Raw genomic sequence first — 23,943 nt, 5'->3', positions numbered from 1 at the left:
ATTGCTTTATTCAGCGTCCAATATGGATTAGAAGTCGACTTGATCTACTTCTTGATCTACTTATTTAATAGCACTTTTTAGTTGTAGTATTTAGTTATGATTTTTTATTACTATTTTATTGTGAAGGATAGCTTTTTAAAAAAATATATTTCTCGCATGGAGCGGGGCGGATTAAACCCCTATTAATCGCTATTGAAGCAAGCTTGTATCCAAGCCGCAACAAATTATGGATTTTCCTTCTATCTGCAGCTATATGGCTAAGTTTTCTGTCAATATATGATTTCTTTTTTACTTTAAACTTACCTTTACATTATATAAAAGCGAATAGTGCCATTTTCCTTTTATTTACGATCATTTTATCTTTTGCTATCCCTTATTCATCGGCTAGTATTGGGATTTATAAGACAGCCATTTTTATTGTCTCGTTAATTATCTTTATGTATTGCTCACTAAGGCTTTGGCATTAGCTTGTAGTTTTTCATTTTACTACAGCAATCCCTAGATTACCCTCATGGCAATCTAATTGCCCGTCAATCAATTGACTCCTTTAATTTGGTCCGTTTTCAAAGAAGAACTTAAGCTGTTAAATCTTCTGGAAAAAACAGTCTTCGCAGAAGTTCTTCTCTTTAGGTAACTCTTGGCAAAAAGCTGTGATGATGTTCTTCGGAAAAATCACTAACCAAGAGCGTGGCCGGGAACTAAACTACTATTTGTGTCGGATTCTCTACCAAGGTATAATGCACTATTTTTTAAGCCTGCGATGTCTGCAAATGACAGTGTATATCCGTTTACTAATAAAAGAGGTAAATATGTCATTAACATCTACAGAGACAGCTAAAATCTTAAAGGAACATCAACGAGATAATAACGACACAGGTTCTCCTGAAGTTCAAGTAGCTATTCTAAACGCTAAAATTACCAAGCTTATTGAGCATTTTAAAACCCATAATAAAGATCATCATTCGCGCCGAGGCTTGTTGTGGATGGTGAGTCAACGGCGGAAGATCCTCAATTATTTGAAGAAAACCGACATAGAGCGATATCGAAAACTCATTGAACGATTAGGATTGCGATCATAATTAAAGGAAAAATATGACAAAAATTAGTAAGACTTTCCAGTATGGTAAACACGATGTTACATTTGAAACAGGAGAAATAGCCCGTCAAGCGACGGGTGCAGTGATGGTTCGAATGGGTGACACTGTTGTCCTGGTCACAGTAGTTGCTCAGAAAGATGTTGAAGAAGGGTGTGACTTTTTGCCCTTAACCGTCAATTATCAAGAAAAAACCTATGCTGCGGGGAAAATCCCGGGGGCTATTTTAAACGTGAAGGGCGCCCCACTGAAAAAGAAACCCTAACTTCTCGGTTAATCGACCGACCCTTACGACCTCTATTTCCTAAAGGTTTTACCAATGAGGTTCAAATTATTGCCACCGTACTTTCTGTGGATTTAGAAGTGCCCACAGATATTCCTGCTATTTTAGGTGCTTCGGCAGCTTTGGGCGTGTCAGGTATTCCTTTTAACGGTCCTTTAGGTGCCGCACGAGTAGGTTATCGAGAAGGTGAATATCTTTTAAATCTTTCTTTAGAAGAATTAAAAGGGTCTCAGCTGAATTTGGTTATCGCTGGAACACGTGATGCGGTGTTGATGGTCGAATCAGAGGCCCAAGAATTGCCAGAATCGACTATGCTGGGAGCTGTGCTTTACGGGCATAATGCCATGCAAGCCGCTATTAAGGCAATTGAAGAGTTTGTTAAAAAATCGGGTAGTACTCGATGGGAGTGGCAACCGCCTGAGTCCAATAGAGAGTTAGAAACTTTAGTAGCTCAAAAAGCTGAAGCCGCTCTTCAAGAAGCCTATCGTATTGTAGAAAAGACGGCTCGAAAAAATCGCATTCAAGCCATTCGAGACGACCTCTTAGGAGGATTTACGTCAGAAAATGAAGATGAAAATTCCCCTAATTTACATGAAATAGCCGCTATCTTCCAGGATTTGGAACGCCGGATTGTTCGTAATCAAATTTTATCCGGCCAATCCCGAATTGATGGGCGCGATACCGAAACCGTGCGTCCCATTACTATTCGAGTAGGTATTCTTCCGTGTTCTCATGGTTCCGCTTTATTCACTCGAGGCGAGACCCAAGCTTTAGTGGTTACTACATTGGGAACTGAGCGGGACGCACAGATGATAGATAACTTGGATGGTGATCGGCGGGAAGATTTTATCTTCCACTACAATTTCCTACCTTTTTGTGTCGGTGAAGTTGGTTTTATGAGTGGCCCTAAACGACGAGAAATCGGCCATGGACGTTTAGCCAAACGAGCAATCGTACCGGTGGTTCCCACTTTAGCAGAATTCCCCTATGTGATTCGGGTAGTTTCTGAGATCCTTGAATCGAATGGTTCTAGTTCTATGGCAAGCGTATGCGGGAGTAGTTTGGCACTCATGGATGCGGGAGTGCCTACAAAAGCACCTGTCGCGGGTATTGCTATGGGATTAATTAAGGAAGGCGAAAAATACGCAATCCTCTCGGATATTCTCGGTGATGAAGATCATTTGGGTGATATGGATTTTAAAGTCGCTGGTTCGGAAAAAGGCGTGACAGCGTTACAAATGGATATCAAATTCAAAGGAATCACTAAAGAAATTATGGAACGAGCTCTTGATCAAGCAAAGAAGGGTCGTCTGCATATTCTCACTATAATGAATAAAGTTATTGCCCAACCTCGTTCTCAAGTTTCTCAATTGGCTCCGCGCTACATTACGATGAAAATCAACCCAGAAAAAATTCGTGATGTCATTGGAAAGGGTGGGGTAATAATTCGAGAAATTACCGAAGCAACAAATTGTGCTATCGATATTGCTGATGACGGTACAATTAAAATTGCTGCTCATTCCATGGAAGAGGGTGAAGCTGCGAAAAGACGGATCGAAGAATTAACGGCCGAGGTAGAGCTGGGGAAAATGTATGAAGGCCCGGTTCTTAAGATCTTGGATTTCGGTGCAGTAGTTCAAATTTTTCAAAATTATCAAGGGCTTGTGCATATCTCCCAGATCGCTCAGGAGCATGTGGAAAACGTGCGAGATTATCTTCAAGAAGGTCAAATCGTTCGCGTTAAAGTCATTGAAATCGATAGAGAAGGTCGAGTTCGCCTTAGCATGAAACAGGTTGACGAGGTTAAGAGATAGGGCGGTTGCGATAACTTTTATAATTAGGAAGTTTCCGAATATTCTATTCCAACCAAGGAGTGCCCCCCAAAAAAAGAAAATTAAAATATCGACGTGCTTATTAATGATTTCAGCTCCAATTTGGAGATCTCCTTCTAAAGGACCACTTTTTAACTTGTGGATTGTCATGTCTAGGAGGGTTTCTATAAAGCGTCCAGTAGAACCTGTGACTAAAAGTGTATGTTTTTTAATTTTTTTGTGTTTTTCTACCCATGCCACTAATTCTTTTTTCATGCGATCATGAGCCACTAGCCACTAGAGTAATAATTCGTTTAATAACTATAGCAATATTCACTTTTTACAGGAAAAAGGAGCTAATATATTCCCAATCGAGGAAATGCAATACCATTGAATAAAAGTGAATAAACTAAAAATGAATTGATTTTGGCTGATATATTTTAAAGATTTTTCTTTCGGCCGAGAAAAATGGATACTATAATATTATATTAGATCCCTCATTTTAGATTTTGCGAAAAATCATGCTATCACACTAATGAATCTTCTTCAATGAATCTTCTTAAAGAGGAAAAGCAGGAGCTAGTGAGAATTTTATTGGCACTATTAGCACGGCAATAGAGAGTTCTCGTTTAAATCTTGAAAGACCGATAATTAATGAAGTCTTGAAGCCTTATTAAATTGGAAAAGGCATTTAGAATTATTATGCTATTCAACATGAGCGTCAGCAGCTTGAGGAGCTCACCAGAGCTTTAACAGAGAAGCAAATTTCAGGAAAAGTGAAACTGTTCACTCCTCTCGACGCCGCTAATCGACGCCGCTAATCATTGGCGAGTGAGTATTATAACTTTCAGGCTCGGGCCGTGGAGTAATTGCACAATTGTGGGATCCTTTGGCCACTTCCAGCGACAGCAAGGCAGGCCAGTAACCTATCAAAATATGCAACAAGCTATCGATCGCGTTAAGCCGATTAGTATTAAAGTATAATTTGAACCCGACAGTATTCAAAAGAATAGCTTTCAGTCCATGGATTTTTCTATATAACCGGTCAAATTCATGGGTTGCTTTAAGAGAATACGTTAGGAATTCAATAAATCACAAAAAAATAATCGTCTCTCATTCGCTTGAATTGGTACGGAAAGCATCCTATTCTAAGAGTAGACGACTTGTTGGTATTTGGTAGTGAAATTGAAGCTTCCCTATGGGCTTCTCCAATCCTGGAGGATTTAATTATCAGCAATGGTTGTTTATTAACGGCATTTGGGCAATCGGTTCAGTGATTAATCGGATGCCATTTAAATTATTAAAGCGATCACCGTGGGAAGAACCTATGGATTATTTGCGCCAGTCTGTTCAAACCGCCATTCAAAAAAAAGGGTTAAGAACCCTGAATTAGTGTGGGGGCCCCTTTCGGCGCTGACAGTGGGTTCTCGTCGAAGTCTTTTACAGAGTTCTCAATATTGCCGCTGTTTTATTGCCGCTGTTATTTATTTTTTAACGAGGATTATTTGGGGCGGCGCTTTCATTTTTTGTTATTACGTTGTCCTGCTGCCCAGACAGGAGTTGGTGCAGCTATAGTGGGAGCTATTTCGTACGGATTATTAGATAGATTTTCTCTTCCCACTCAGCGAGCAGTTATCATGATTGTGATATTAAGGAGTCCAAAGAACCTTTTGGTTATGATGCCGTCCATCCTAAGTATATTCTTTTTCCAACGGGCTATTACACGTTATCGTTTTTCCGAATTATCCGGTGATAGAATGATATAAAAGGAAATGAGCCAAGGATTTTTAAATACTGCCACAAATGGTGCTATTTGCATCCGGCTTTCCTCAGACGATAAAATGGTGATCTGGGCCGCTTATGAGCGGCGTTATTTTTGGCAAGGGTCCCTTCAAGCTATTGATGAAAAAAGTTAAACGAGAAGGCGTTAAAACCTATGGACGTCTTTTGCAAGCCACTAAACGATATTGGGCGATCTTTATTTTTGGGATTATCGGTACGATAGTAGTCTCGCTAATGGATGCCGGATTTGCTTGGTTAATAAAACCAATTATTAATCATGGACTTATCTCCCGTGATGCCAGTTTTATTCGGTGGCTTCCTTTAATCATCGTGTTAATTTTTCTATTTCGAGGGATGGCGGGGTTTTTGTCGACTTATTTTATTAATCGAGTGGCTCGTAACATTGTAATGGATTTTAGACGTATGATTTTCAGTCATTTATTACGCTTACCTGCTAAATTTTATGATCAACACAGTTCGGGTTATTTATTATCTATAGTGATCTACAATGTAGAGCAAGTTGCTCAAGCTAGTTCTGATGCTCTAGTAATTACACTCCAGGAATCCTCCTTAGTAATTGGCTTGTTGACGGTGATGTTTTTAGTCAATTGGGAATTAACGTTATTTTTTTTGATAATTACTCCGATTATTGCCTGGGTAATGAAAATTTGCAGCGCACGGTTACGCCGATTGAGTACCAGCGTACAACGATCTGTGGGTGAAGTTACGCATATTGCAAGTGAGGCCATAGAAGCTTATAAAGTAGTTCGTCTTTTTGGCGGACAAACTTATGAAAATGAAAAATTTCGCAGTGCCACCAAGGTAAATCAACAGCGCGAATTGAAAGTCGTAGTCACTAATAGTGTCAGTACTTCATTAGTGCAATTACTCATCGCTATCCCGATTGCTCTCATTTTATTTTTTGCTACTCAGCCTTCTTTGCATGTAACTGCCGGCAGCTTTGTTTCTGTGGTTTCTGCAATGATCATGATGCTTCGACCCGTGCGCCGACTCACTATGGTTAATAGTTACATCCAAAAAGGTATTGCCGCTGCGGAAAGTATCTTCAAACTGTTAGATGAAGACATCGAAAAGGACAAGGGAAGCCGTCATTTATTACGAGCAAAGGGTACCATAGGATATTTTCACGTCTCTTTTACCTATGATAAGAGTCAAAAACCTATCCTTTCAGATATTAATTTGACTATTGAGGCAGGACAAACAGTTGCATTAGTTGGTCGATCGGGCGCAGGGAAGTCTACGCTAATTAATTTATTACCGCGATTTTATGAAATTTCGTCAGGCATCATTAAAATTGATGGCATTAATATTAAAGAATTTCATTTGCAAGAATTGCGCAATCAATTTGCTTTAGTATCTCAGAACACCATCGTATTTAACGACACTATTTTAAATAACATTGTTTATGGTCAAGAAGTAGGACGTATTGATAAAAGAAAAATTATAGAAGCAGCTCGAGCGGCCCATGCGATGGAATTTATCGATCAATTACCTGAAGGCTTAAACACTGTTGTAGGAGAAAATGGTGTTCTTCTTTCTGGAGGTCAGCGCCAACGGATCGCTATCGCTCGTGCTTTGTTTAAAAATTCTCCGATTCTTATTCTCGATGAAGCAACGTCTGCGTTAGATACCCACGCAGAAAGACATATCCAAGCAGCGTTGGAAAACCTAATGCACCAACGGACTACGTTAATAATTGCACATCGACTGTCTACCATTGAGAAGGTGGATTGGATTATTGTGATGGAGGGGGGCGCATTGTAGAAAAAGGAACTCATCAGCAACTGTTGGCTTTAAAGGGAATTTATGGAGAATTGTATCGGATGCAATTCTCGGAAAAACCCATTGGGGTTATCGCTGAGGGTCCATAATGATAACAGCGCCGCAGTTTTGGTATCAACCACACTCTTGGATAAGTCGCCTTTTAATTCCTTTTTCTTTGTTATACCGACTGGCTGTCGCTCTCCGAAGGTCAGCCTATGCCATTGGGCTTAAAAAAATCGACAATTTTCGATACCTATCATTGTGATAGGCAACGTCACTGTGGGCGGGAGCGGAAAAACTCCTTTAGCGATTTGGTTGGTAAGTTACTTAAAAAAGCAGGGATTTCAACCAGGACTTGTTAGTCGTGGTTATGGTGGGAAAACCAAAAATCGGCCCCAAGTCGTTACGCCCAATAGCGATCCTCGCGTAGTTGGTGATGAAGCTATTTTACTGGCAAGAACCGGTTGCCCAATGGTGGTGGGTGTCAATCGACCGGCTGCTATAGAACATTTATTGAAAAATTTCAGTTGCAATATTGTTATCAGCGATGATGGTTTACAGCATTATTCACTATCACGAGATATTGAAATCGCTGTTATAGATCCGGATCGTCAATTTGGAAATGGATTGTGCTTGCCGGCAGGACCTTTGCGCGAACCTAAATCACGGCTAAATACTGTAGATTTTCTTTTTGCAAAGCAATTGTGTCCTGTGAAAATTTATCAATTAAAAAATCCAGAAAAAAAATAAATTTTGAGGAATTACAAGGGAAAACTATCCATGCCGTTGTTGGATTGGGGAATCCACACAGTTTCTTTCATCAGCTTGAATTATTAGGAGCAAAAGTAATAAAACACATATTTCCCGATCATTATTTTTACCAGGAAAAGGATTTTCAATTCGGGGATGACAAAATAATCCTCATGACAGAGAAAGATGCAGTTAAATGCAAACAATTTAACAGTGAACGATTGTTTTGTTTATCCGTTGCTTTAGAGGTTCCCGAGAAATTCTCGCGAGATTTTTCTCAACACCTCGAATCAAAAATACGCTCTAAACATCTTTTGAAAATCCAGAGGTGATCGGGTACCGCCGATCTTTTCCAAAAGCGCGTTTCGTAATGCGGATACCAATCGGCGCTTGTCGCCGCTTATATTCATTACGATTTATCATTCGGACTACTTTCTTAACAATATTAATGTCAAAACCAGCAGCCGCGATTGTGTTCGGATCTTCATCTTTTCCAATATAACATTCCAAAATTTCATCTAGCACTGGATAAGGTGGTAAGGTGTCTTGATCTTTTTGATTGGGGGCTAATTCTGCAGAAGGTGCCCGAGTTAAAACGTGTTCGGGAATGACAGGCGAAATGGTATTGCGGTATTTACACAATCGATACGCCATTGTTTTATAAACATCTTTTAAGACTCCGAAGCCTCCAGCCATATCACCATACAAAGTAGTGTAGCCGACAGCCATTTCACTTTTATTTCCGGTGGTTAATACAATAGCTCTTTTTTTATTGGAAAGAGCCATCAATAATGTGCCTCGAATACGTGCTTGTAAATTTTCTTCAGTAACATCTCGAGGAAGTCCTACAAACTCCGGTGCAAGGTTTCGAAGGAAAGCTTCGAATATGGAATTAATATCAATAACGGAAGTCGAAATTTTTAATGCTTGAGCTTCGATCTTTGCATCCTCAATGCTCATGGAAGAAGTAAAAGAGGATGGCATTAGGACCCCACTCACGCGTGATGGGCCGATGGCGTCAACAGCAATGGCTAGCGTTAAAGCAGAATCCACTCCTCCGGAAAGACCAATGATGGCGCTAGGAAAATTGTTTTTATTAATATAATCGCGAACACCTAATACGAGAACGTTATAAATTTTCTCTTCATCCAGTGGTTCGGGCGGCAAAGGATGCTTGGTACAAACTTCTAATGGGTTTTCGAGGTCAAATTCAATAGTCATCAACTCTTCTTTGAAATAAGTGCCTTGCTGAACGCGCTCTCCATTTTGATTAAATACCATTGAACCGCCATCGAAAACGAGTTCATCTTGTCCTCCAATTAAATTTAAGTAAATAATAGGGATACGATATTTCTGGGTACGTTTCGTTAACAAATCTCGTCGGTGATGGGATTTATCTTGAGCGAAAGGGGAAGCGTTAATGCAAGCGATTAATTGTGCTCCGGCCTTGATAGCACATTCTAAAGGGCTTTCCAACCATAAATCTTCACAAATTAATAGCCCAATTTTTACTCCCTTAATTTCGATGATACAAGGTTGATTTCCGGAGAAAAAATAACGTTTTTCGTCGAAAACTCGATAATTAGGCAGGGCGTGTTTTGCGTAGGTCGCCATTATTTTACCCTCAGCAATTACTGCCGCCTTGTTATAATAATGACTGTCTTGAAAATCTGGATATCCTACGACGATGGTAGTGTGTTTAACTTCTTCAGCAATCCGTTGAAGTGCTTGATGCACACGTTGATAAAGTGCAGGTCGAAAAAGCAAATCTTCGGGTGGATAGCTTGTAATGGCTAATTCTGGAAATAATACAACATCTGCTTTACTCTCGCGATAAGCACGATTGGCTGTATCGATGATGAGTTGGGTATTGCCTTCAATATCCCCAACCAGCAAATTAATTTGAGCTCCTACAATAACTAATTTTTTCATGAATTAGAATTATTATTTATGATTAATGCTGCCACTATCTTCCGCCCTTCGGACATTAGCGCTGCATAGGTTCGACAAGCGCTGCCTGTATCCATGGATTCAATCCCAATTCGTTTTTGGAGAAGCGGCATGACCTTTTCTTTAGGCAGAAAAATAAATTTTTTTCCGGTCCCAAGAATAACCACTTCGGGATTTAAAGATAACACAGTTTGAAAATGTTCTGGTTTTAAGTCCTCTAAAGATCTTGGTTCCCAGTCAGGAATAAGCTTATAGGGGGAAATAATTACGCTTGACTTATAGAGGGTTTTGTTAATTGTGACTGATTCGGCATCGTAAGCTCGAATGTGATAATTACCAATACCAGCATCTTCAGTGAGTAGCATAGTTTTCTGGCCTCATGATGATTCCTAATCATAGCATGAATTTCTAAAAGATTGGTTCCTTTACTCTAGGCTCAAAAACCTACAAAGCCAAGAGCTTTAAGTGGAATCCCGGGCGCCTTGGATTTAATTTGATATCTTATGTGGAATTGGTTAAAATACGGCATTTTTACTCCTTGCTCCACCGATTCAAACCTCGGAAGGGGGCTGTTAAACCGAGAGAAAATCGCTAATGCGACATTATGAAATCGTGATTCTAGTCCATCCCGACCAAAGCACACAGGTGCCGGCGATGGTTGAGCGCTATCAGGCAATGATTAAAGAAGGCCAGGGCAAAGTCCATCGCTTAGAAGACTGGGGACGTCAACAATTAGCTTATTCTATCAACAAAGTACATAAAGCTCATTATATTTTAATGAATATTGAGTGCGATAAAGCTGTTCTAAATGAGCTGGAAAATGCTTTTCGTTACAATGATGCGGTAATTCGCAATTTAGTTTTAAAGCGCAATCACGCTATTACTGAGCCTTCATCCATTATGCAAAGCGCTGAAAAAGGGAAGTCTCGAAAAGAGAAACCAAAAATTGTCGTTGAAGAGACTGCTAAAATACCCGAAGAAGCTTAAGAGGAAATATATGTCATTTCGTCGCAAAAAATTCTGTGCTTTTAAAGCAAAAAACATTCAAGAAATCGATTACAAAGATATTGACACATTAAAAGATTACATTATGGAATCCGGTCGGATGGTTCCGAGTCGGATTACCGGAACAAGCGCTAAATATCAGCGCCAATTATCTCGTGCTATTAAGCTGGCTCGTTATTTGGCTTTGTTGCCATATTGCGATACGCATCGATAAGAGAAATTGAGCCTCTCCTCTCTTGTGATTAGCAGGCAGGTGAGGGCAATAATTTGGGCAAGTTAATGAAGAACTTGGGGAAATATTTATTAGCCGATAACATTCACGCAGCTATGGCTGCGCTGGCTTCTTCATTATTAGCTTTTCTTCTACCTATAGGGTTCGTTGTCACTCTAATTTTAGGATTAGTTACTCTCCAAAAAGGCTATAAGGCAGGGTTGGCCGTTTTAGCTTTTGTTCTTTTACCCGCAATTGCATTAGTAGTAACCCGTCATTTTGGCTTTTTTTATCAGTTTGATTTACTACTTATCCAATGTGGTTTAGTGTTTATATTCGCTTTAATCCTATGCCGCACCGCTTCTTGGCAATGGGTTTTAGAAGCGGCTGCTATAATTGGTATATTGGCAGTTTTCGTGGTGCACCTTATTTTTCCGAATATTCGGCAAATATGGATAGGATTAATTCACAATTATTTGCAGGCTAATGGTTGGGCTTTAACTTTCCATTTAAGCGCCGATTGCTCTGCAGAATTTGCCCAGCATCTTTCTGCTATTGCCACGGGAGGCTTTGCTTTTTTTGTTTTATTTGGGATGATTGTTTTGCTGATTTTAGCCCGTTGCTGGCAAATGGCTCTCTTTTCTCCTGGACGATTACAGTTTGAATTTGCTAGAATTCGTATCAGTCAAGCGGGTGCAGGCTTGTTAATCATTGCCAGTATTGGTTTAATGTGGGAGCCAAGTTGGCTGGTGGATATCTATCCTGTGTTATTATTTCCATTTATGATCGGGGGCTTAAGTATCTTTCATCGATTGGTAATGAATCGAAGAGAAATGGCCTTACTAATAATAATAGTTTACATCGCCTTATTGTTATTAACATTCTTTACAGTGATTGCTTTAGCCATCGTGGGACTTATCGATAGTTTTTATAATTTTCGAAAGCATTATGCTTTACTACAGAATTAAAAAATGAGGATTTAAATTATGAATATGAGAGTTATTTTGCAGGAAAAAGTGGCCAATTTGGGCAACATTGGGGATCAAATACTCGTAAAGCCTGGTTATGCTCGTAATTTTTTGTTGCCGTATGGAAAGGCTGTTCCTGCCACAGCAAAACATATTGCAGAATTTGCAAAACAGCGTGCAAAATTAGAGAAGTTAGCAGAAGAACAATTAGAGAAAGCAAAGGTACGGGCGAAAAAATTGGAAGGAAAAACCTTTCATATCTCAGCAAAGACAAGTGATGAGGGTAAGCTCTTTGGGTCGGTGGGATCCCGTGAAATTGCTGAAATAATTTCCAGTGAGGGTGTCGTTGTCGAAAAACGCGAAGTAACCTTACCTGAAGGTCCTATTCGACAAATTGGTGAATATGAAATTCCGGTTCATCTTCATACCGACGTTGCTATTACGGTAAAAATTGAAGTACTTTCTGAATAATTAAAAGGAGCATCATCTCTTTTTATTTTAAGTAGTGTTACCATTTTGTGCCCTATCTCAATTAGGGTTATGAGGCTTATTATCACCTTATTTAATTGGTGGCGTATAGGATTTTCTTGGGATCGGGCCTCGCAATATACGGGAAGTCTTGGGTGATCTTGAGACTACGGTAGTAGCGCCAATGGTTACAATGTATAAGGCTAAAATATCACAACCTAATTTGCTTATACGGGGGTTGCGCAGGGATCGGATTTTGAACTACAAAATTGATGAACTTATGCTTTCAATCCCAATCCAATTGTATTTCCTAGTGGACCAGTAACTTTTGCAGGAAAGAGAGTGAGAATGCTACACTAGCGTCCATGCCCCCACGTCAGAAACCTAAAGATTTACTTCCTAAAATTCCACCTCACTCTCAAGAGGCGGAACAATCTGTACTCGGTGCCTTAATGTTGGACAATCGCGCGTGGGATCGCATTACTGACCGAATAAGTGCCAAAGATTTTTATCGATCCGATCATCAGGCAATTTTTGAAACGATGACACACTTGATCGATCAACATAATCCTTTGGATGTATTAACTATATCAGAAGCGCTAAAAGCGAAGGATCGATTAAATGCGCCTGGAGAAGCTTATCTTTATGAATTAGCTAAAAATACACCTAGCGCTGCAAATATTGTCGCTTATGCAGATATCGTCCGAGAACGGGCCATTTTACGGCAATTAATTGAAGCTGGAACGGATATTGTGCAGGATGGTTTTAACCCTGATGGCCGTGACATTAAAGAATTACTCGATAAGGCTGAACAAAGGGTTTTTAATATTGCTGAAAGTCGCTCTCGGGGAGCTGGACCTGTGCCAATCAGCACCTTGTTGGCCAAAGCCACGGATCGAATTGATATGCTCTATCATTCCGATAGAGCGCTCACAGGCCTTTCATCAGGTTTTACCGATTTAGATCGATTAACTTCGGGCTTACAACCCGCCGATTTAGTTGTGATCGCAGGCCGCCCCTCTATGGGAAAAACCATATTAGCGATGAATATTGCTGAACATGCGGCCATAAAGGGAAATGTTCCGGTTCTGGTTTTCAGTATGGAGATGCCCGCTGAAGCACTGGTTATGCGGATGATTTCGTCTCTAGGAAGTATTGATCAGCATAAAGTGCGCACGGGCCAACTCAAAGACGATGATTGGCCTCGAATTACCCATGCCATTGAAATGCTCTCAGAAACCAAATTATTTATCGATGATACCCCTGCTTTAAGTCCCGGGGAGATTCGCTCACGGGCAAGACGTTTAGCCCGTGAGCATGGGGGGGCTCCTCGGTTTAATTGCTGTGGATTATCTTCAATTGATGCATGTTCCCAACAATCGTGAAAACCGCAGCATAGAAATATCTGCAATTTCCCGCTCTTTAAAAGCGCTAGCAAAAGAATTAAATATTCCTATTATCGCTTTATCTCAGCTTAACCGTAGTTTAGAAGCTCGCACCGATAAACGTCCAGTGATGTCTGATTTACGTGAATCAGGTGCAATTGAACAAGACGCTGATCTCATTGCTTTTATTTATCGTGATGAGGTTTATCATGAAGACTCTCCCGATAAGGGAAAAGCAGAGATTATTATTGCAAAGCACCGAAATGGCCCAATTGGGAAGGTGATACTCACGTTTCGGGGGCAATATACTCGCTTTGACAATTTTTCTCATGAAAGTATGCCACAGCGATCACCTTTTGGAGCGCGAGCGTGAATCGAGCAGTTGCTACTATCGATTTACAAGCGCTCAAACATAATTTTTCTCGGATAAAAGAAATTGCTCCCCAATCTTTTGTTTTAGCTATGATTAAAAGCAATGGTTATGGCCACGGATTGGTGCGGCTTGCTAAAACACTTCCCCTGGCAAATGCATTTGGTGTGGCGTGTATTGATGAGGCGTTAATTTTACGGGAAAACGGGATCGCAACGCCAATTGTGGTTATGCGCGGCTTTATTGATGAAAAAGAGTTAAAAGAATTTATTCACTATAATTTAGTAGCAGTAATTTACCACTCTCATCAATTGAATCTTTTAGAAAAAAATAAAATTTCTTCCCCTTTACAAGTTTGGTTGAAGATCGATACGGGAATGCATCGATTAGGTTTTTCCCTACAAAAGGTAGCTTCTGCTTATGACCGTTTGTCTGCTTGTCCGTCGGTACAAAAACCAATTGGCTTAATGACCCATTTAGCTGACGCTGATAATAAAGATCGGTCGTTTACCGAATGGCAAATTAATCAATTTAGAGAAATTGTTAAAGATAGAGACGTCCCTAAAAGTGTTGTAAATTCAGCAGGCGTATTAAGCTATTCCACTGCTTTTTTAGATTGGATCCGCCCTGGCATTATGTTGTATGGCGTGTCGCCTTTTTCTTGGGAGATCGGCGTGAAACGAAATTTAAAACCAGTAATGACTTTATCTGCGAGGATAATAGCAATTAAAAATTGTCGTCCAGGAGAAGTTGTGGGTTATGGGTGTATATGGCGTTCCTCCAAAAATACATCTATTGGTATTGTTGGTATTGGCTATGGTGACGGATACCCACGCCATGCTCCCTGTGGAACACCAACATTATTGCATGGAAAAATATGTCCGTTAATTGGTCGAGTATCTATGGACATGATCGCCATTGATTTACACCGCGAGTCAGCGGTTAAAATTGGTGATGAGGTAATTTTGTGGGGGAATGGATTGCCTGTCGAACAAATAGCTGAACAGGCTGGTACTATTAGCTACGAATTATTGTGCAAAATAACTCAACGCGTTCAATTTAGAGAAAAATAAAATGGGCGAACTTTTGGAAGCGAGAAAAATTAAATGGAAATGCCGTCGTGGAATGCTGGAATTGGATATCCTTTTGGAGCGATTCTATGAAAATCAATTTCAAATTTTGACGGCCGAGGAAAAAAAATATTTAACCGTCTCCTCGATGAACCAGATCCTTTGCTTTACGATTGGTTGCTTGGTCACGAAATTCCTTCCGGTCCTCAATTTCAAAGTTTAGTCGATAAGATAATAACTTAATTATAAAGAAATGATTTTTGGATTCACTAATTTTTCATAATCTTCGCAAGCTAGCTTAACTAATTGAGAGTACGTTCCTGCATTAAAAGCGATTTTCTTCTCATCATCAAGCCAATCATTTGAATCAAGATCGTTTGCCAACTCGAGGCTGGAGCAATTTCTTCTGAGTCTACTGATTTTTTTGCTATAGCTATAATTCTTTATTTTAGCTGGAATAGTTGAGCGCTTAGAGACCCCACAGCTTTCTGGCCATTCTAAGAGCATTCTAATAGCAGGAATGTGGGAAATAAACGCAGTTTTCCCTTAATATAGACAGTTTATAGTATTAATGCTATTAAAATGCGATGTCTGGGAATACCTTTGGAAAACTATTTACCGTCACTACTGCTGGTGAAAGCCATGGTTTGGCGTTAGTGGCCATTGTGGACGGGTGCCCTCCTGGCCTTACCTTAAGCGAAGGAGATATCCAACCGGACATTAATCGACGTAAAACTGGTCAGTCACGCTTCACATCACAGCGACGAGAAACTGACCAAGTCAAAATACTATCAGGCGTTTTAGAAGGAAAAACCATAGGCACGCCGATTGCATTACTAATTGAAAATACAGATCAGCGTCCTCAGGATTATTCACAGATAAAGTCGTTGTTTCGCCCGGGGCATGGAGATTATACCTATTTTAAGAAATACGGATTTAGGGATTATCGTGGTGGGGGAAGGGCTTCAGCTCGAGAAACAGTGATGCGAGTTGCTGCTGGCGCTATCGCTAAAAAGTATTTGCGAGAAAGATTGCAAATCCACATTCAAGGATATACTGCTGCCGTAGGGCCTATTCGGGCAGAAAAAATTGATCTCTCTCTGGTAAAAAATAATCCTTTTTTCTTTCCTGATGAAGATAAAATTCCCGAACTTGAACGGTTCATCATGGAATTGCGACGCCAAGGGGACTCAATTGGAGCTCGGGTTAACGTGGTAGCTAAAGGAGTTCCTATAGGATTAGGAGAGCCTGTATTTGATAAGTTAGATGCCGAGATCGCCTCCTCCATGATGGGGATTAACGCAGTAAAGGGAGTAGAAATCGGAGACGGATTTGCGGTAATTGAACAGAAAGGGTCAACTCATCGCGATGAAATGCGAAAAAGAGGATTTTTATCTAATCACGCCGGAGGAACATTAGCAGGCATTTCATCGGGTCAGGATATCATAGTAAGCCTTGCTTTCAAACCGGCATCAAGCATCCGGATCCCCGGAAAAACTTTTGATGTGAAAGGAAAAGAAGCCGAAGTGATTACTACGGGTCGTCATGATCCTTGCGTGGGACTTCGTGCTACCCCCATTGTTGAAGCTATGTTGGCGTTAGTTTTAATGGACCACTATTTGCGACATAAGGCCCAAAATTTATGAAGCGTTGAGGAAGTAAAAAATGACTGTTTTTTATAATATTGCTGTGGTAGGAGCAACAGGGGTGGTTGGGGAAACAATCCTCCAACTTCTCTACGAACGACAATTTCCTGTGGGAGAAATATACCCAATTGCGAGTGAGAATTCAGAAGGGAAGAACGTACTTTTTGGTGGGAAGCAAAAAAAGTTCATAATCTAGCAAAATTCGATTTTTCCACGGTCCAATTTGCCTTTTTTCAGCCGGATCCGAACGTTCAGCTGAATATGCGCCTCGGGCCGCAGAAACAGGATGTATTGTGATCGATAACACCTCCCATTTTCGACATGAGGATGATATCCCCTTGGTAGTGCCAGAAGTGAATCCTTCCGCTTTAGAAAACTATCGTAATCGCAATATCATTGCTAACCCGAATTGCTCTACTGTTCAATTAGTGGTGGCTTTAAAGCCTATCTATGATGCGGTAGGAATTACCCGGGTCAATGTTGCCACCTATCAATCTGTTTCAGGAGCGGGTCGACAAGCTATTCGAGAGTTAGCAGAACAAACGACCCATTTGTTAAATGGTGAGCCTATCAAAAAATCCAGTGTTTTTCCTGCACAAATTGCATTCAACGCCCTTCCACACATCGATATTTTTTATGAAAATGGTTATACAAAGGAAGAAATGAAAATGGTCTTGGAGACCCAAAAAATAATGGGCGATGTTAATTTGTGGGTCAACCCGACAGCCGTTCGTGTTCCTGTTTTCTTTGGCCATTCTGAAGCTGTACATATCGAAACGCGCCATCCTATCAGCCTTGAAGAGGTGAAAGAATGCTTAGCCCAAGCACCAGGGGTTATTATAGTAGATGAAAATAATTCCTATCCGACTGCAATTAGCCATGCTGCTAGTGCTGATGCGGTTTTTGTCGGACGTATTCGAAAAGATATTTCCCATCCCAATGGAGTAAATTTCTGGATAGTGGTCGATAATATCCGAAAAGGCGCTGCACTTAATGCCATTCAAATAGCAGAGGTATTAATTAACGAAAACTTTTTTGCTGACGGCACATTTCATTAGTAGTGAACTTCATTTTATGCTAAAAAGACCAATTATTTATTATTTATTTATTATCCTTTCGAAAAGAATTCTTTTCTCTAATTCAATTGCCTTTTTGTTATGATAGAAAACATCCGAAATATTGCCATTATTGCCCACGTCGACCATGGAAAAACTACATTGATTGACCAGTTGCTCCAGCAATCGGGGAGCCTAAGCGGTCGAACGGCGTCCATTGAGCGGATGATGGATTCTAATGAACTGGAGCGAGAACGTGGTATCACCATTCTTGCGAAAAACACCGCTATTCAGTGGAAAAATTATCGTGTAAATATAGTCGATACGCCGGGTCACGCGGATTTTGGTGGTGAAGTAGAGCGTATTTTATCGATGGTAGATTCTGTTTTATTACTGGTAGATGCGGTTGAAGGCCCTATGCCCCAAACGCGGTTTGTAACTCGTAAGGCTTTCTCGCGGGATTTAAAACCGATTGTAGTGATTAATAAAATAGATCGCCCCGGAGCACGCCCCGATTGGGTAGTGGAACAAGTTTTCGATTTATTTGTAAGCCTGGATGCAACAGATGCTCAATTGGATTTTCCACTCGTTTATGCATCAGCTTTAAAAGGTTATGCTACATTGGATCCTTCGCTAACTTCTTCGGATATGAAGCCACTTGATATGAAACCACTTTTTGAAACGATTCTGTCCAAGGTAGAACCGCCTAAAGTTGATTTAAATGGTTCTTTTCAAATGCAAATTTTCTCGTTGGATTATTCAAGTTATGTGGGGGCTATTGGGATTGGGCGGATTCAACGCGGTACCGTACGTCGAAATACACCAGTGATTATTATTGATCGCGAAGGTAAGAAGCGTTCGGGTCAAATTTTACAGCTGTTGCGATTCTTAGGGCTACAGAGAGTCGATATTGACACGGCCACCGCCGGCGATATTGTGGCGGTTACAGGCATTGAAAATTTACGAATTTCGGACACGCTTTGCGATCCACAATACCCGGAAGCTTTGCCAGCCCTTACTGTCGACGAATCAACGATTAGCATGACTTTTCAAATTAATAATTCACCTTTCGCAGGTCGCGAAGGAAAATTTTTAACGAATCGCCACATTAAAGAACGGTTAGAGAGGGAGTTAATTGCTAATGTGGCTTTGCGAGTTACGCCAGGCTCTGATACAGATAAGTTTATTGTCTCCGGAAGAGGTGAGCTTCACTTATCGATATTGATTGAAAATATGCGCCGCGAAGGTTATGAGTTTGCGGTTTCACGTCCTGAAGTGATTAAAAAATTTATTGATGAAGTAGGGTATTATGAACCGTTTGAAAATTTAGTATTGGATATCGAAGAAGAACATCAAGGAGACATCATCCAAAATTTAGCAAAACGTAAGGGGGATTTGAAAAATATGATCCCGGATGAGAAAGGGAGAGTGCGCTTGGATTACATGATTCCAACGCGAGGTTTAATTGGATTTCATTCTCAATTTTCGACTTTAACATCTGGTTCGGGCGTTATGTATCACGTGTTCGACCATTATGGGCGATTGATCGAGGAATCTTTGCAAACACGCAATCGTGGAGTACTAATTTCTAATAGCCAAGGTGTTACCACGGCATATGCCCTCTGGAATTTGCAAGCACGAGGAGATTTGTTTATTGGACCACAGCAATTGGTTTACGAAGGTATGATTGTCGGGCAACACTCAAGGGATAATGATTTGATTGTAAATGTCTGCCGTAAAAAACAGCTTACTAATGTTCGAGCTGCGGGCAGTGATGAAAATATTATTTTAACGCCGCCTGTTAAATTCAGCTTAGAACAGGCTTTGCAATTTATTGCGGACGGCGAATTAGTAGAAGTTACGCCGCAATCTATCCGTCTTCGTAAAAAATTATTAAAAGAACACGAACGACGCCGATCGGTAAAATAGCGAGTAAAGTTCGTTTTTTATCCATCCACTGGTCCCTCGGACAGCCGTGAGACGACGAGAATAGGCACTTTTTATGAAAGCATTTTTTTGTGAAGTTTTAATATTTCTTTAATGTAGGTGTTTTATAATTCCCTCTCTCGATTGAGAGCGAAGCTTACGCGCTATAAGAGAAAGTAATAAAAAAAGATTTGTTGATAGATAGGCCCTCCTAGAGAATTTGTTCATTCTTTTGGCCCAGCACCAACTACCAGTTCCAATGCTCAACATAACTTTGATATCAAAAAATTATCGCCGACCTCGACATAGAAAAAATAGAAGTGGTGATTATGGCAGAAACCTTTTTGGATCCTGAAGTGGGCGAAGATCAAATCTGTTATAAAAAAATTAGATTTTAGCGAAATTGGAATCATATTAAGTCTTGAGCAACTAAAAGTCTTTCCTAAATTGGAGGGAACAATTCTCTATACAAGAAGAGATGATAAACCTTATTTTTCAAGCAAGCTTAAAAAATACAATAAAATATTTGCCTTATCAAGCGTGTCTTATCTATCCGATTATCTATCCGATTTTTTTAAAGAATTGGGTTAAGAAGTTTTACCCTGTTATCAAGAAACTAAGCTTCAATTTTTTGATTTATCCGGAAGAGGATCGATTCAAAATCGCTGAGAACGTGCAGCCTGAAATTCAGATTAAGACTCGGGTTTACCTCGATGTTGATTATACAGTTTTAGATCCTATAATCCACCATTCAAACCGGTATCACTACTTTAAATAAAGCCGTTATAGATAAAATTAAAGATATAAGAAACGCCACACCACTCTAATGTTCAATTTTCGATTATAACTGCTCGCCTTAAAGATAATAACGAAGATAATATTGATATTCCTTTATCTATCAAAGCAGTTCTAAACAAATTAAAAGAAGAAACTGGAATAATAATCGCTGTAGAAATCTGGAAGATTTAATTATTTTTCTAGACGATTCGTTTAAGGAAATAGGGAAACTTTAATGGCGGTTCCTAATAGAAGGATGGGAAAAGAATAGAAGGATGGGAAAAGAGGAAATTGAAAATCTATTGGAAATTGAAATTTCAGAGGAAGTACTACTGCTAAGGTGTGTCTAATTTGGCTTCACCGAGACGGGGATCCGAATTTTGAAATAGAAGAGGTTTGCTTTCTTATCAGGTTGAATTAGAACTAGAATCAGCATCCGAAACAGGAGCCGAATTAGAATTAGAATCAGAATCCGAGCACAAAGAAGAATAGGTTTTACAACTTTCATCTGTACCTACTCCTGAACCTACCTCATCTCAGCTACCTCTTAATTCACTGTTTGGGAAACGATGTTTGGAAGAAAATTTGGACCACGAAAAACTAGAATTTACGTGCGGACGGTTGAAATTAGGTTAGCCCACGAGGTAGAACTTAGCGCTGGGATGCTTCTTGATAAAGCTCAGTGAGTAAGGTTATGCTATTTTCCATCTATGTTAAGCAATCAAAAAATCCTTCTTGGTATCACAGGCGCTGTTGCTGCTTATAAAAGCATTGAATTAGTCCGTCAATTGAGGAAGCGTGGGGCGTTAGTTCGAGTCGTAATGACGTCGGCAGCCAAAGCTTTCATTGGGCCATTGGCTTTTCAGGCAGTGTCAGGGTACCCAGTGGCCAGTGAGTTATTTTCTTCAGAAAGCGCCTCCGGGATGGAGCATATTACTCTCGCTCGTTGGTGTGACCAAATCCTTGTAGCGCCCGCCAGCACAGATTTCATTGCACGTTTGGCCTATGGTCACTCGGATGATTTACTAACAACCCTCTGTTTAGCGACAAAGGCGCCTATCGCTGTGGCTCCTTCCATGAATCAACAAATGTGGCTCAATAAAATAACTCAAGCGAACATTAAACGGTTGCAAAAATATGGAATTGAAATATTTGGACCAGGAATTGGTTCTCAAGCGTGCGGAGATTATGGTCCGGGGCGATTGTTGGAGCCTGAAGAATTAATCGGTTGTTTGGAGGAGCCTCCTGTTGAAAAAATTCTGATGGGCAAGCGTGTGCTCATAACAGCAGGTCCCACGTACGAAGCCATCGATCCTGTGCGTTACCTCACCAATCGAAGTTCTGGAAAAATGGGTTATGCTTTAGCAGAGGCGGCTGCTGAGATGGGTGCCGAAGTTACTTTAATCAGTGGGCCAACTAACTTATCCCTTTCTAAAACAATTAATCGTATTGACGTCGTTACTGCGCAAGAAATGTTTAAAACGGTGATGCAGGGAATTTCAAATTATGATATATTTATCGGTGCGGCAGCCGTAAGCGATTATCGTTCCGAAACAGAATCAACTACAAAGATAAAAAAATCTAAAATTAATTTAACTCTTAATTTAGTTAGAAATCCCGACATTGTATCAGTAGCAGGCGGATTATCTAACAAACCTTTCATAGTGGGTTTTGCCTTGGAAACCGAAAATCACTTGGAAAATGCAAAAATAAAATTACAACAGAAAAATTTGGATATGATTGTACTTAATTCGGAAAAGGCATTCGAACGTGATGAAAATACCGTCATTGTGATTAATCGTTTAGGGGAAATAAAATATTTTTCTTTAAATAACAAATCTTTTTTGGCAATCGATTTGATGAAATTAATTACCGCCAACTTAATTCGACTCGATCAAAAAAATAAGCAGTGATGCTAAGGATAGGGACTAAGGGATAAATGCAAATACGTTGATACCAGCAAAAATTACAGACAGGAAAAGCCTGGGAAATACTAAAATAGAGAGAAACTGCAGTGGCAATAAGTGCCACTCACTAACCAAGCGAAATATACACTATAGATTTTCATTATCAAGTTCTATTTTGTGCAGCGGCTGCTTCTATTAATGCAGTTAGCACGTTTTGCTGTTAAAGGTTCTACAACCTTTCCATTGATGTATAGCGAGGGAATGGCTATTGGGTTTATGATTTTGCCTGCGAGGGTTAAATTCTGCTGTAAAAGCTTAGTATGTTTTCTGATAAAAATACAATTGCTGAGCTTTTGCATCTTAGCTTGCAGTATACGGAATTCGAAGCAAATTGGAGCAATCGAGGAATTGTAGCCCAGTCTTGAGCCTCATTCAGCTGATGTTGATAAAGATAGAATAAAATGGGAAAAAATAATTTTCATTTTGTTCATAGAGATATAAAGCGACGTTCCCTGCCAGAATAGAACCGAGAAGAAAGGCGAGAGTAATTAAACTGTATTTAGCAATCCCTTTGTCGATGTATTTTTTCTTAATGATGGGGAGGAGTTCATTACTAAACCAAGCACAATTAAAATATTTAAGATCTTCGAAGTTTAAGATCTTCGAAGGCGACAATCTGAAGTTGATTGGTGGTGTCAATATTCGCAGACTTCGGCGGCGTAGATTTTTCAGTTAGGCCAAATGCCAAGGCTGAGACGATGATAGTGATAATGGCTGTTGCAACGACAAAACGACAAGGGGTTTTATGAAATTTTTTTGCATGAATCTTTCCTACAACGCAAATTAGCCGGTACAGCAAAATCCATTTTTGCTGATTTCGCTAAATAAGTTGATTCATAATATTAGCATATTCTTCTAGACTGCTTACTTGCAATCGAGGATTATAGTATTTTTATTTCTGCGGATAAAATCGCGTGCGGGATAAAACAATTTCCTCAGATAACTTAAGCAGCTTAAAAAAGAGACTCTCATATTGTTGATAAGGGTGAACGTGAGCTTTTTGAAAATCCGCACGTCCTATCCCACGAATGAATAAGGTATCACCGGTAAATACTTCATCATAAATACTCCATCATTTATAATGATAACTATACAAATCATTTGTATGTCCGGGAGTGTAAGGAGAGCCTCTAATTTTATTTCGCTGATAGCAATCTTTTCGCCTTCTTTTTCAGCTTGGGTCGTTTCACCCATCGCAATTTGACTATGAAATTTATCTTGGAGCGATCCGGCTGCTGTTATGTGGTCGGTATGAGTATGCGTTTCTAATGTGAGTACTAATTTTAATTTTAATTCTTCAAAAAGTCGGATGTACAAAGGGACTTGTTCTAGTACAGGATCGATCAGCAGTGCTTCGCGGCCTGTCCCACTCGCAATTAAGTAGGTATAAGTGCGAGAGGTTGTGTCAAATAGTTGACGAAATAGCATAGGCTGATTATAACAACGTTTAAGAAAGAGAATGAGACCAGTCAGCTTCCAAGACAACAAACTATCCAAGACAACAAACTAAACAAACTATCTGATAATTGAGAAATTTGGTATAGTTTTGGTGCTTATTTAAATTAAAATCTCAGGAGACGGCGGTGAAACGCGGTATCTTGGTTTTTGTTCTATTTTATTTAGCTTTGCTTTAACTATTT

At 39.9% G+C, this 23,943-nt stretch carries 18 protein-coding genes and 8 pseudogenes; 17 read left to right on the top strand and 9 right to left on the bottom strand.

From position 1 onward, the window contains the following. Positions 1-809: 809 nt before the first annotated feature. Positions 810-1,079: a 30S ribosomal protein S15 gene (gene rpsO, locus MRH55_RS05565; protein WP_304985240.1), complete on the top strand. Its 270-nt coding sequence runs from the start codon at positions 810-812 to the stop codon at positions 1,077-1,079. 13 nt (positions 1,080-1,092) lie between these two features. After that, positions 1,093-3,191: pseudogene (gene pnp, locus MRH55_RS05560) on the top strand (polyribonucleotide nucleotidyltransferase). A 132-nt stretch (positions 3,192-3,323) separates the two neighbouring features. On the opposite strand, the pseudogene MRH55_RS05555 reads toward pnp, so the two are convergent. Further along, positions 3,324-3,464 (bottom strand): annotated as a pseudogene (locus MRH55_RS05555) (methylglyoxal synthase); the annotation flags it as partial. 528 nt (positions 3,465-3,992) lie between these two features. Further along, entirely contained in the window at positions 3,993-4,133 is a 141-nt protein-coding gene (locus MRH55_RS05550; RefSeq protein ID WP_304985239.1) for a hypothetical protein, read from the bottom strand. 253 nt (positions 4,134-4,386) lie between these two features. Between MRH55_RS05550 and MRH55_RS05545 the strand changes: the two genes are divergently transcribed. The 4 genes and pseudogenes from MRH55_RS05545 (at position 4,387) to lpxK (ending at position 7,837) form a co-directional block, all read left to right on the top strand. Beyond that, positions 4,387-4,581: a hypothetical protein gene (locus MRH55_RS05545; RefSeq protein ID WP_304985238.1), complete on the top strand. Its 195-nt coding sequence runs from the start codon at positions 4,387-4,389 to the stop codon at positions 4,579-4,581. A gap of 379 nt (positions 4,582-4,960) precedes the next feature. Next, complete coding sequence (locus tag MRH55_RS05540; protein ID WP_304986204.1) at positions 4,961-5,104, top strand: hypothetical protein; 144 nt, start codon at positions 4,961-4,963, stop codon at positions 5,102-5,104. Further along, positions 5,091-6,862 (top strand): annotated as a pseudogene (gene msbA, locus MRH55_RS05535) (lipid A export permease/ATP-binding protein MsbA). The gene MRH55_RS05540 and the pseudogene msbA overlap by 14 nt, the downstream one beginning before the upstream one ends. Then, positions 6,862-7,837: pseudogene (lpxK, locus tag MRH55_RS05530) on the top strand (tetraacyldisaccharide 4'-kinase). The pseudogenes msbA and lpxK overlap by 1 nt, the downstream one beginning before the upstream one ends. Here the strand turns inward: lpxK and MRH55_RS05525 are convergent. Beyond that, positions 7,809-9,437, bottom strand: a complete 1,629-nt coding sequence (locus MRH55_RS05525) for an NAD+ synthase (protein ID WP_304985237.1) — start codon at positions 9,435-9,437, stop codon at positions 7,809-7,811. The pseudogene lpxK and the gene MRH55_RS05525 overlap by 29 nt on opposite strands. Beyond that, on the bottom strand, positions 9,434-9,820 hold the full coding sequence (locus MRH55_RS05520; RefSeq protein WP_304985236.1) for an Mth938-like domain-containing protein: 387 nt from the start codon (positions 9,818-9,820) through the stop codon (positions 9,434-9,436). The genes MRH55_RS05525 and MRH55_RS05520 overlap by 4 nt, the downstream gene beginning before the upstream one ends. Positions 9,821-10,049: 229 nt before the next feature. On the opposite strand from MRH55_RS05520, the gene rpsF reads away from it, so the two are divergent. From rpsF to MRH55_RS05485, 7 genes and pseudogenes are all read left to right on the top strand, one after another. Further along, entirely contained in the window at positions 10,050-10,442 is a 393-nt protein-coding gene (gene rpsF / locus MRH55_RS05515) for a 30S ribosomal protein S6 (RefSeq protein WP_304985235.1), read from the top strand. 10 nt (positions 10,443-10,452) lie between these two features. Continuing rightward, entirely contained in the window at positions 10,453-10,674 is a 222-nt protein-coding gene (rpsR, locus tag MRH55_RS05510) for a 30S ribosomal protein S18 (protein ID WP_048875358.1), read from the top strand. Between the two features lie 65 nt (positions 10,675-10,739). Further along, the gene (locus MRH55_RS05505; RefSeq protein WP_304985234.1) at positions 10,740-11,639 is read left to right on the top strand and encodes a hypothetical protein; all 900 of its coding nucleotides are present in this window, start codon (positions 10,740-10,742) and stop codon (positions 11,637-11,639) included. Between the two features lie 24 nt (positions 11,640-11,663). Then, the gene (gene rplI / locus MRH55_RS05500; protein ID WP_304986149.1) at positions 11,664-12,110 is read left to right on the top strand and encodes a 50S ribosomal protein L9; all 447 of its coding nucleotides are present in this window, start codon (positions 11,664-11,666) and stop codon (positions 12,108-12,110) included. Positions 12,111-12,472: 362 nt separating this feature from the next. Next, positions 12,473-13,865: pseudogene (gene dnaB / locus MRH55_RS05495) on the top strand (replicative DNA helicase). Then, complete coding sequence (gene alr, locus MRH55_RS05490) at positions 13,862-14,935, top strand: alanine racemase (RefSeq protein WP_304985233.1); 1,074 nt, start codon at positions 13,862-13,864, stop codon at positions 14,933-14,935. The pseudogene dnaB and the gene alr overlap by 4 nt, the downstream one beginning before the upstream one ends. 1 nt (position 14,936) lies before the next feature. Beyond that, positions 14,937-15,175: pseudogene (locus MRH55_RS05485) on the top strand (FAD assembly factor SdhE). Here MRH55_RS05485 and MRH55_RS05480 read toward each other — a convergent pair. Next, positions 15,176-15,439, bottom strand: a complete 264-nt coding sequence (locus tag MRH55_RS05480; protein WP_304985232.1) for a hypothetical protein — start codon at positions 15,437-15,439, stop codon at positions 15,176-15,178. Between the two features lie 80 nt (positions 15,440-15,519). Between MRH55_RS05480 and aroC the strand changes: the two genes are divergently transcribed. From aroC to coaBC, 4 genes and pseudogenes are all read left to right on the top strand, one after another. Further along, complete coding sequence (gene aroC / locus MRH55_RS05475; RefSeq protein ID WP_304985231.1) at positions 15,520-16,578, top strand: chorismate synthase; 1,059 nt, start codon at positions 15,520-15,522, stop codon at positions 16,576-16,578. A 19-nt stretch (positions 16,579-16,597) separates the two neighbouring features. After that, positions 16,598-17,636 (top strand): annotated as a pseudogene (locus tag MRH55_RS05470) (aspartate-semialdehyde dehydrogenase). A 99-nt stretch (positions 17,637-17,735) separates the two neighbouring features. Continuing rightward, positions 17,736-19,562 (top strand): translational GTPase TypA, encoded by a 1,827-nt coding sequence (typA, locus tag MRH55_RS05465; RefSeq protein WP_304985230.1) that lies wholly within the window; start codon positions 17,736-17,738, stop codon positions 19,560-19,562. 1,484 nt (positions 19,563-21,046) lie between these two features. Then, positions 21,047-22,249: a bifunctional phosphopantothenoylcysteine decarboxylase/phosphopantothenate--cysteine ligase CoaBC gene (coaBC, locus tag MRH55_RS05460; RefSeq protein WP_304985229.1), complete on the top strand. Its 1,203-nt coding sequence runs from the start codon at positions 21,047-21,049 to the stop codon at positions 22,247-22,249. On the opposite strand, the pseudogene MRH55_RS08075 reads toward coaBC, so the two are convergent. From MRH55_RS08075 to MRH55_RS05445, 4 genes and pseudogenes are all read right to left on the bottom strand, one after another. Further along, positions 22,227-22,404: pseudogene (locus tag MRH55_RS08075) on the bottom strand (disulfide bond formation protein B); the annotation flags it as partial. The gene coaBC and the pseudogene MRH55_RS08075 overlap by 23 nt on opposite strands. A gap of 271 nt (positions 22,405-22,675) precedes the next feature. After that, complete coding sequence (locus tag MRH55_RS05455) at positions 22,676-22,918, bottom strand: thioredoxin domain-containing protein (RefSeq protein ID WP_304985228.1); 243 nt, start codon at positions 22,916-22,918, stop codon at positions 22,676-22,678. After that, the gene (locus MRH55_RS05450) at positions 22,881-23,102 is read right to left on the bottom strand and encodes a hypothetical protein (protein WP_304985227.1); all 222 of its coding nucleotides are present in this window, start codon (positions 23,100-23,102) and stop codon (positions 22,881-22,883) included. The genes MRH55_RS05455 and MRH55_RS05450 overlap by 38 nt, the downstream gene beginning before the upstream one ends. Positions 23,103-23,320: 218 nt before the next feature. After that, positions 23,321-23,788 carry an MBL fold metallo-hydrolase gene (locus tag MRH55_RS05445; protein ID WP_304985226.1) on the bottom strand — a complete coding sequence of 156 codons (468 nt, stop codon included), beginning with the start codon at positions 23,786-23,788 and terminating at the stop codon, positions 23,321-23,323. Between the last annotated feature and the right edge of the window lie 155 nt (positions 23,789-23,943).

The sequence above is a fragment of the Coxiella-like endosymbiont genome, from assembly GCF_030643785.1.
Taxonomy (GTDB): domain Bacteria; phylum Pseudomonadota; class Gammaproteobacteria; order Coxiellales; family Coxiellaceae; genus Coxiella.
Note: the sequence above shows the minus strand (reverse complement) of the source record. Positions and strands in the feature narration are given on the sequence as shown.

Coding starts and splice junctions, on each gene's coding strand:
- MRH55_RS05480 (WP_304985232.1), bottom strand. CDS start 15,439: ATGCTCTTAGAATGGCCAGAAAGCTGTGGGGTCTCTAAGCGCTCAACT.
- typA (WP_304985230.1), top strand. CDS start 17,736: ATGATAGAAAACATCCGAAATATTGCCATTATTGCCCACGTCGACCAT.
- rpsR (WP_048875358.1), top strand. CDS start 10,453: ATGTCATTTCGTCGCAAAAAATTCTGTGCTTTTAAAGCAAAAAACATT.
- aroC (WP_304985231.1), top strand. CDS start 15,520: ATGTCTGGGAATACCTTTGGAAAACTATTTACCGTCACTACTGCTGGT.
- MRH55_RS05525 (WP_304985237.1), bottom strand. CDS start 9,437: ATGAAAAAATTAGTTATTGTAGGAGCTCAAATTAATTTGCTGGTTGGG.
- MRH55_RS05545 (WP_304985238.1), top strand. CDS start 4,387: ATGGGCTTCTCCAATCCTGGAGGATTTAATTATCAGCAATGGTTGTTT.
- rpsO (WP_304985240.1), top strand. CDS start 810: ATGTCATTAACATCTACAGAGACAGCTAAAATCTTAAAGGAACATCAA.
- MRH55_RS05540 (WP_304986204.1), top strand. CDS start 4,961: ATGAGCCAAGGATTTTTAAATACTGCCACAAATGGTGCTATTTGCATC.
- MRH55_RS05505 (WP_304985234.1), top strand. CDS start 10,740: ATGAAGAACTTGGGGAAATATTTATTAGCCGATAACATTCACGCAGCT.
- MRH55_RS05520 (WP_304985236.1), bottom strand. CDS start 9,820: ATGCTACTCACTGAAGATGCTGGTATTGGTAATTATCACATTCGAGCT.
- rpsF (WP_304985235.1), top strand. CDS start 10,050: ATGCGACATTATGAAATCGTGATTCTAGTCCATCCCGACCAAAGCACA.
- rplI (WP_304986149.1), top strand. CDS start 11,664: ATGAGAGTTATTTTGCAGGAAAAAGTGGCCAATTTGGGCAACATTGGG.
- coaBC (WP_304985229.1), top strand. CDS start 21,047: ATGTTAAGCAATCAAAAAATCCTTCTTGGTATCACAGGCGCTGTTGCT.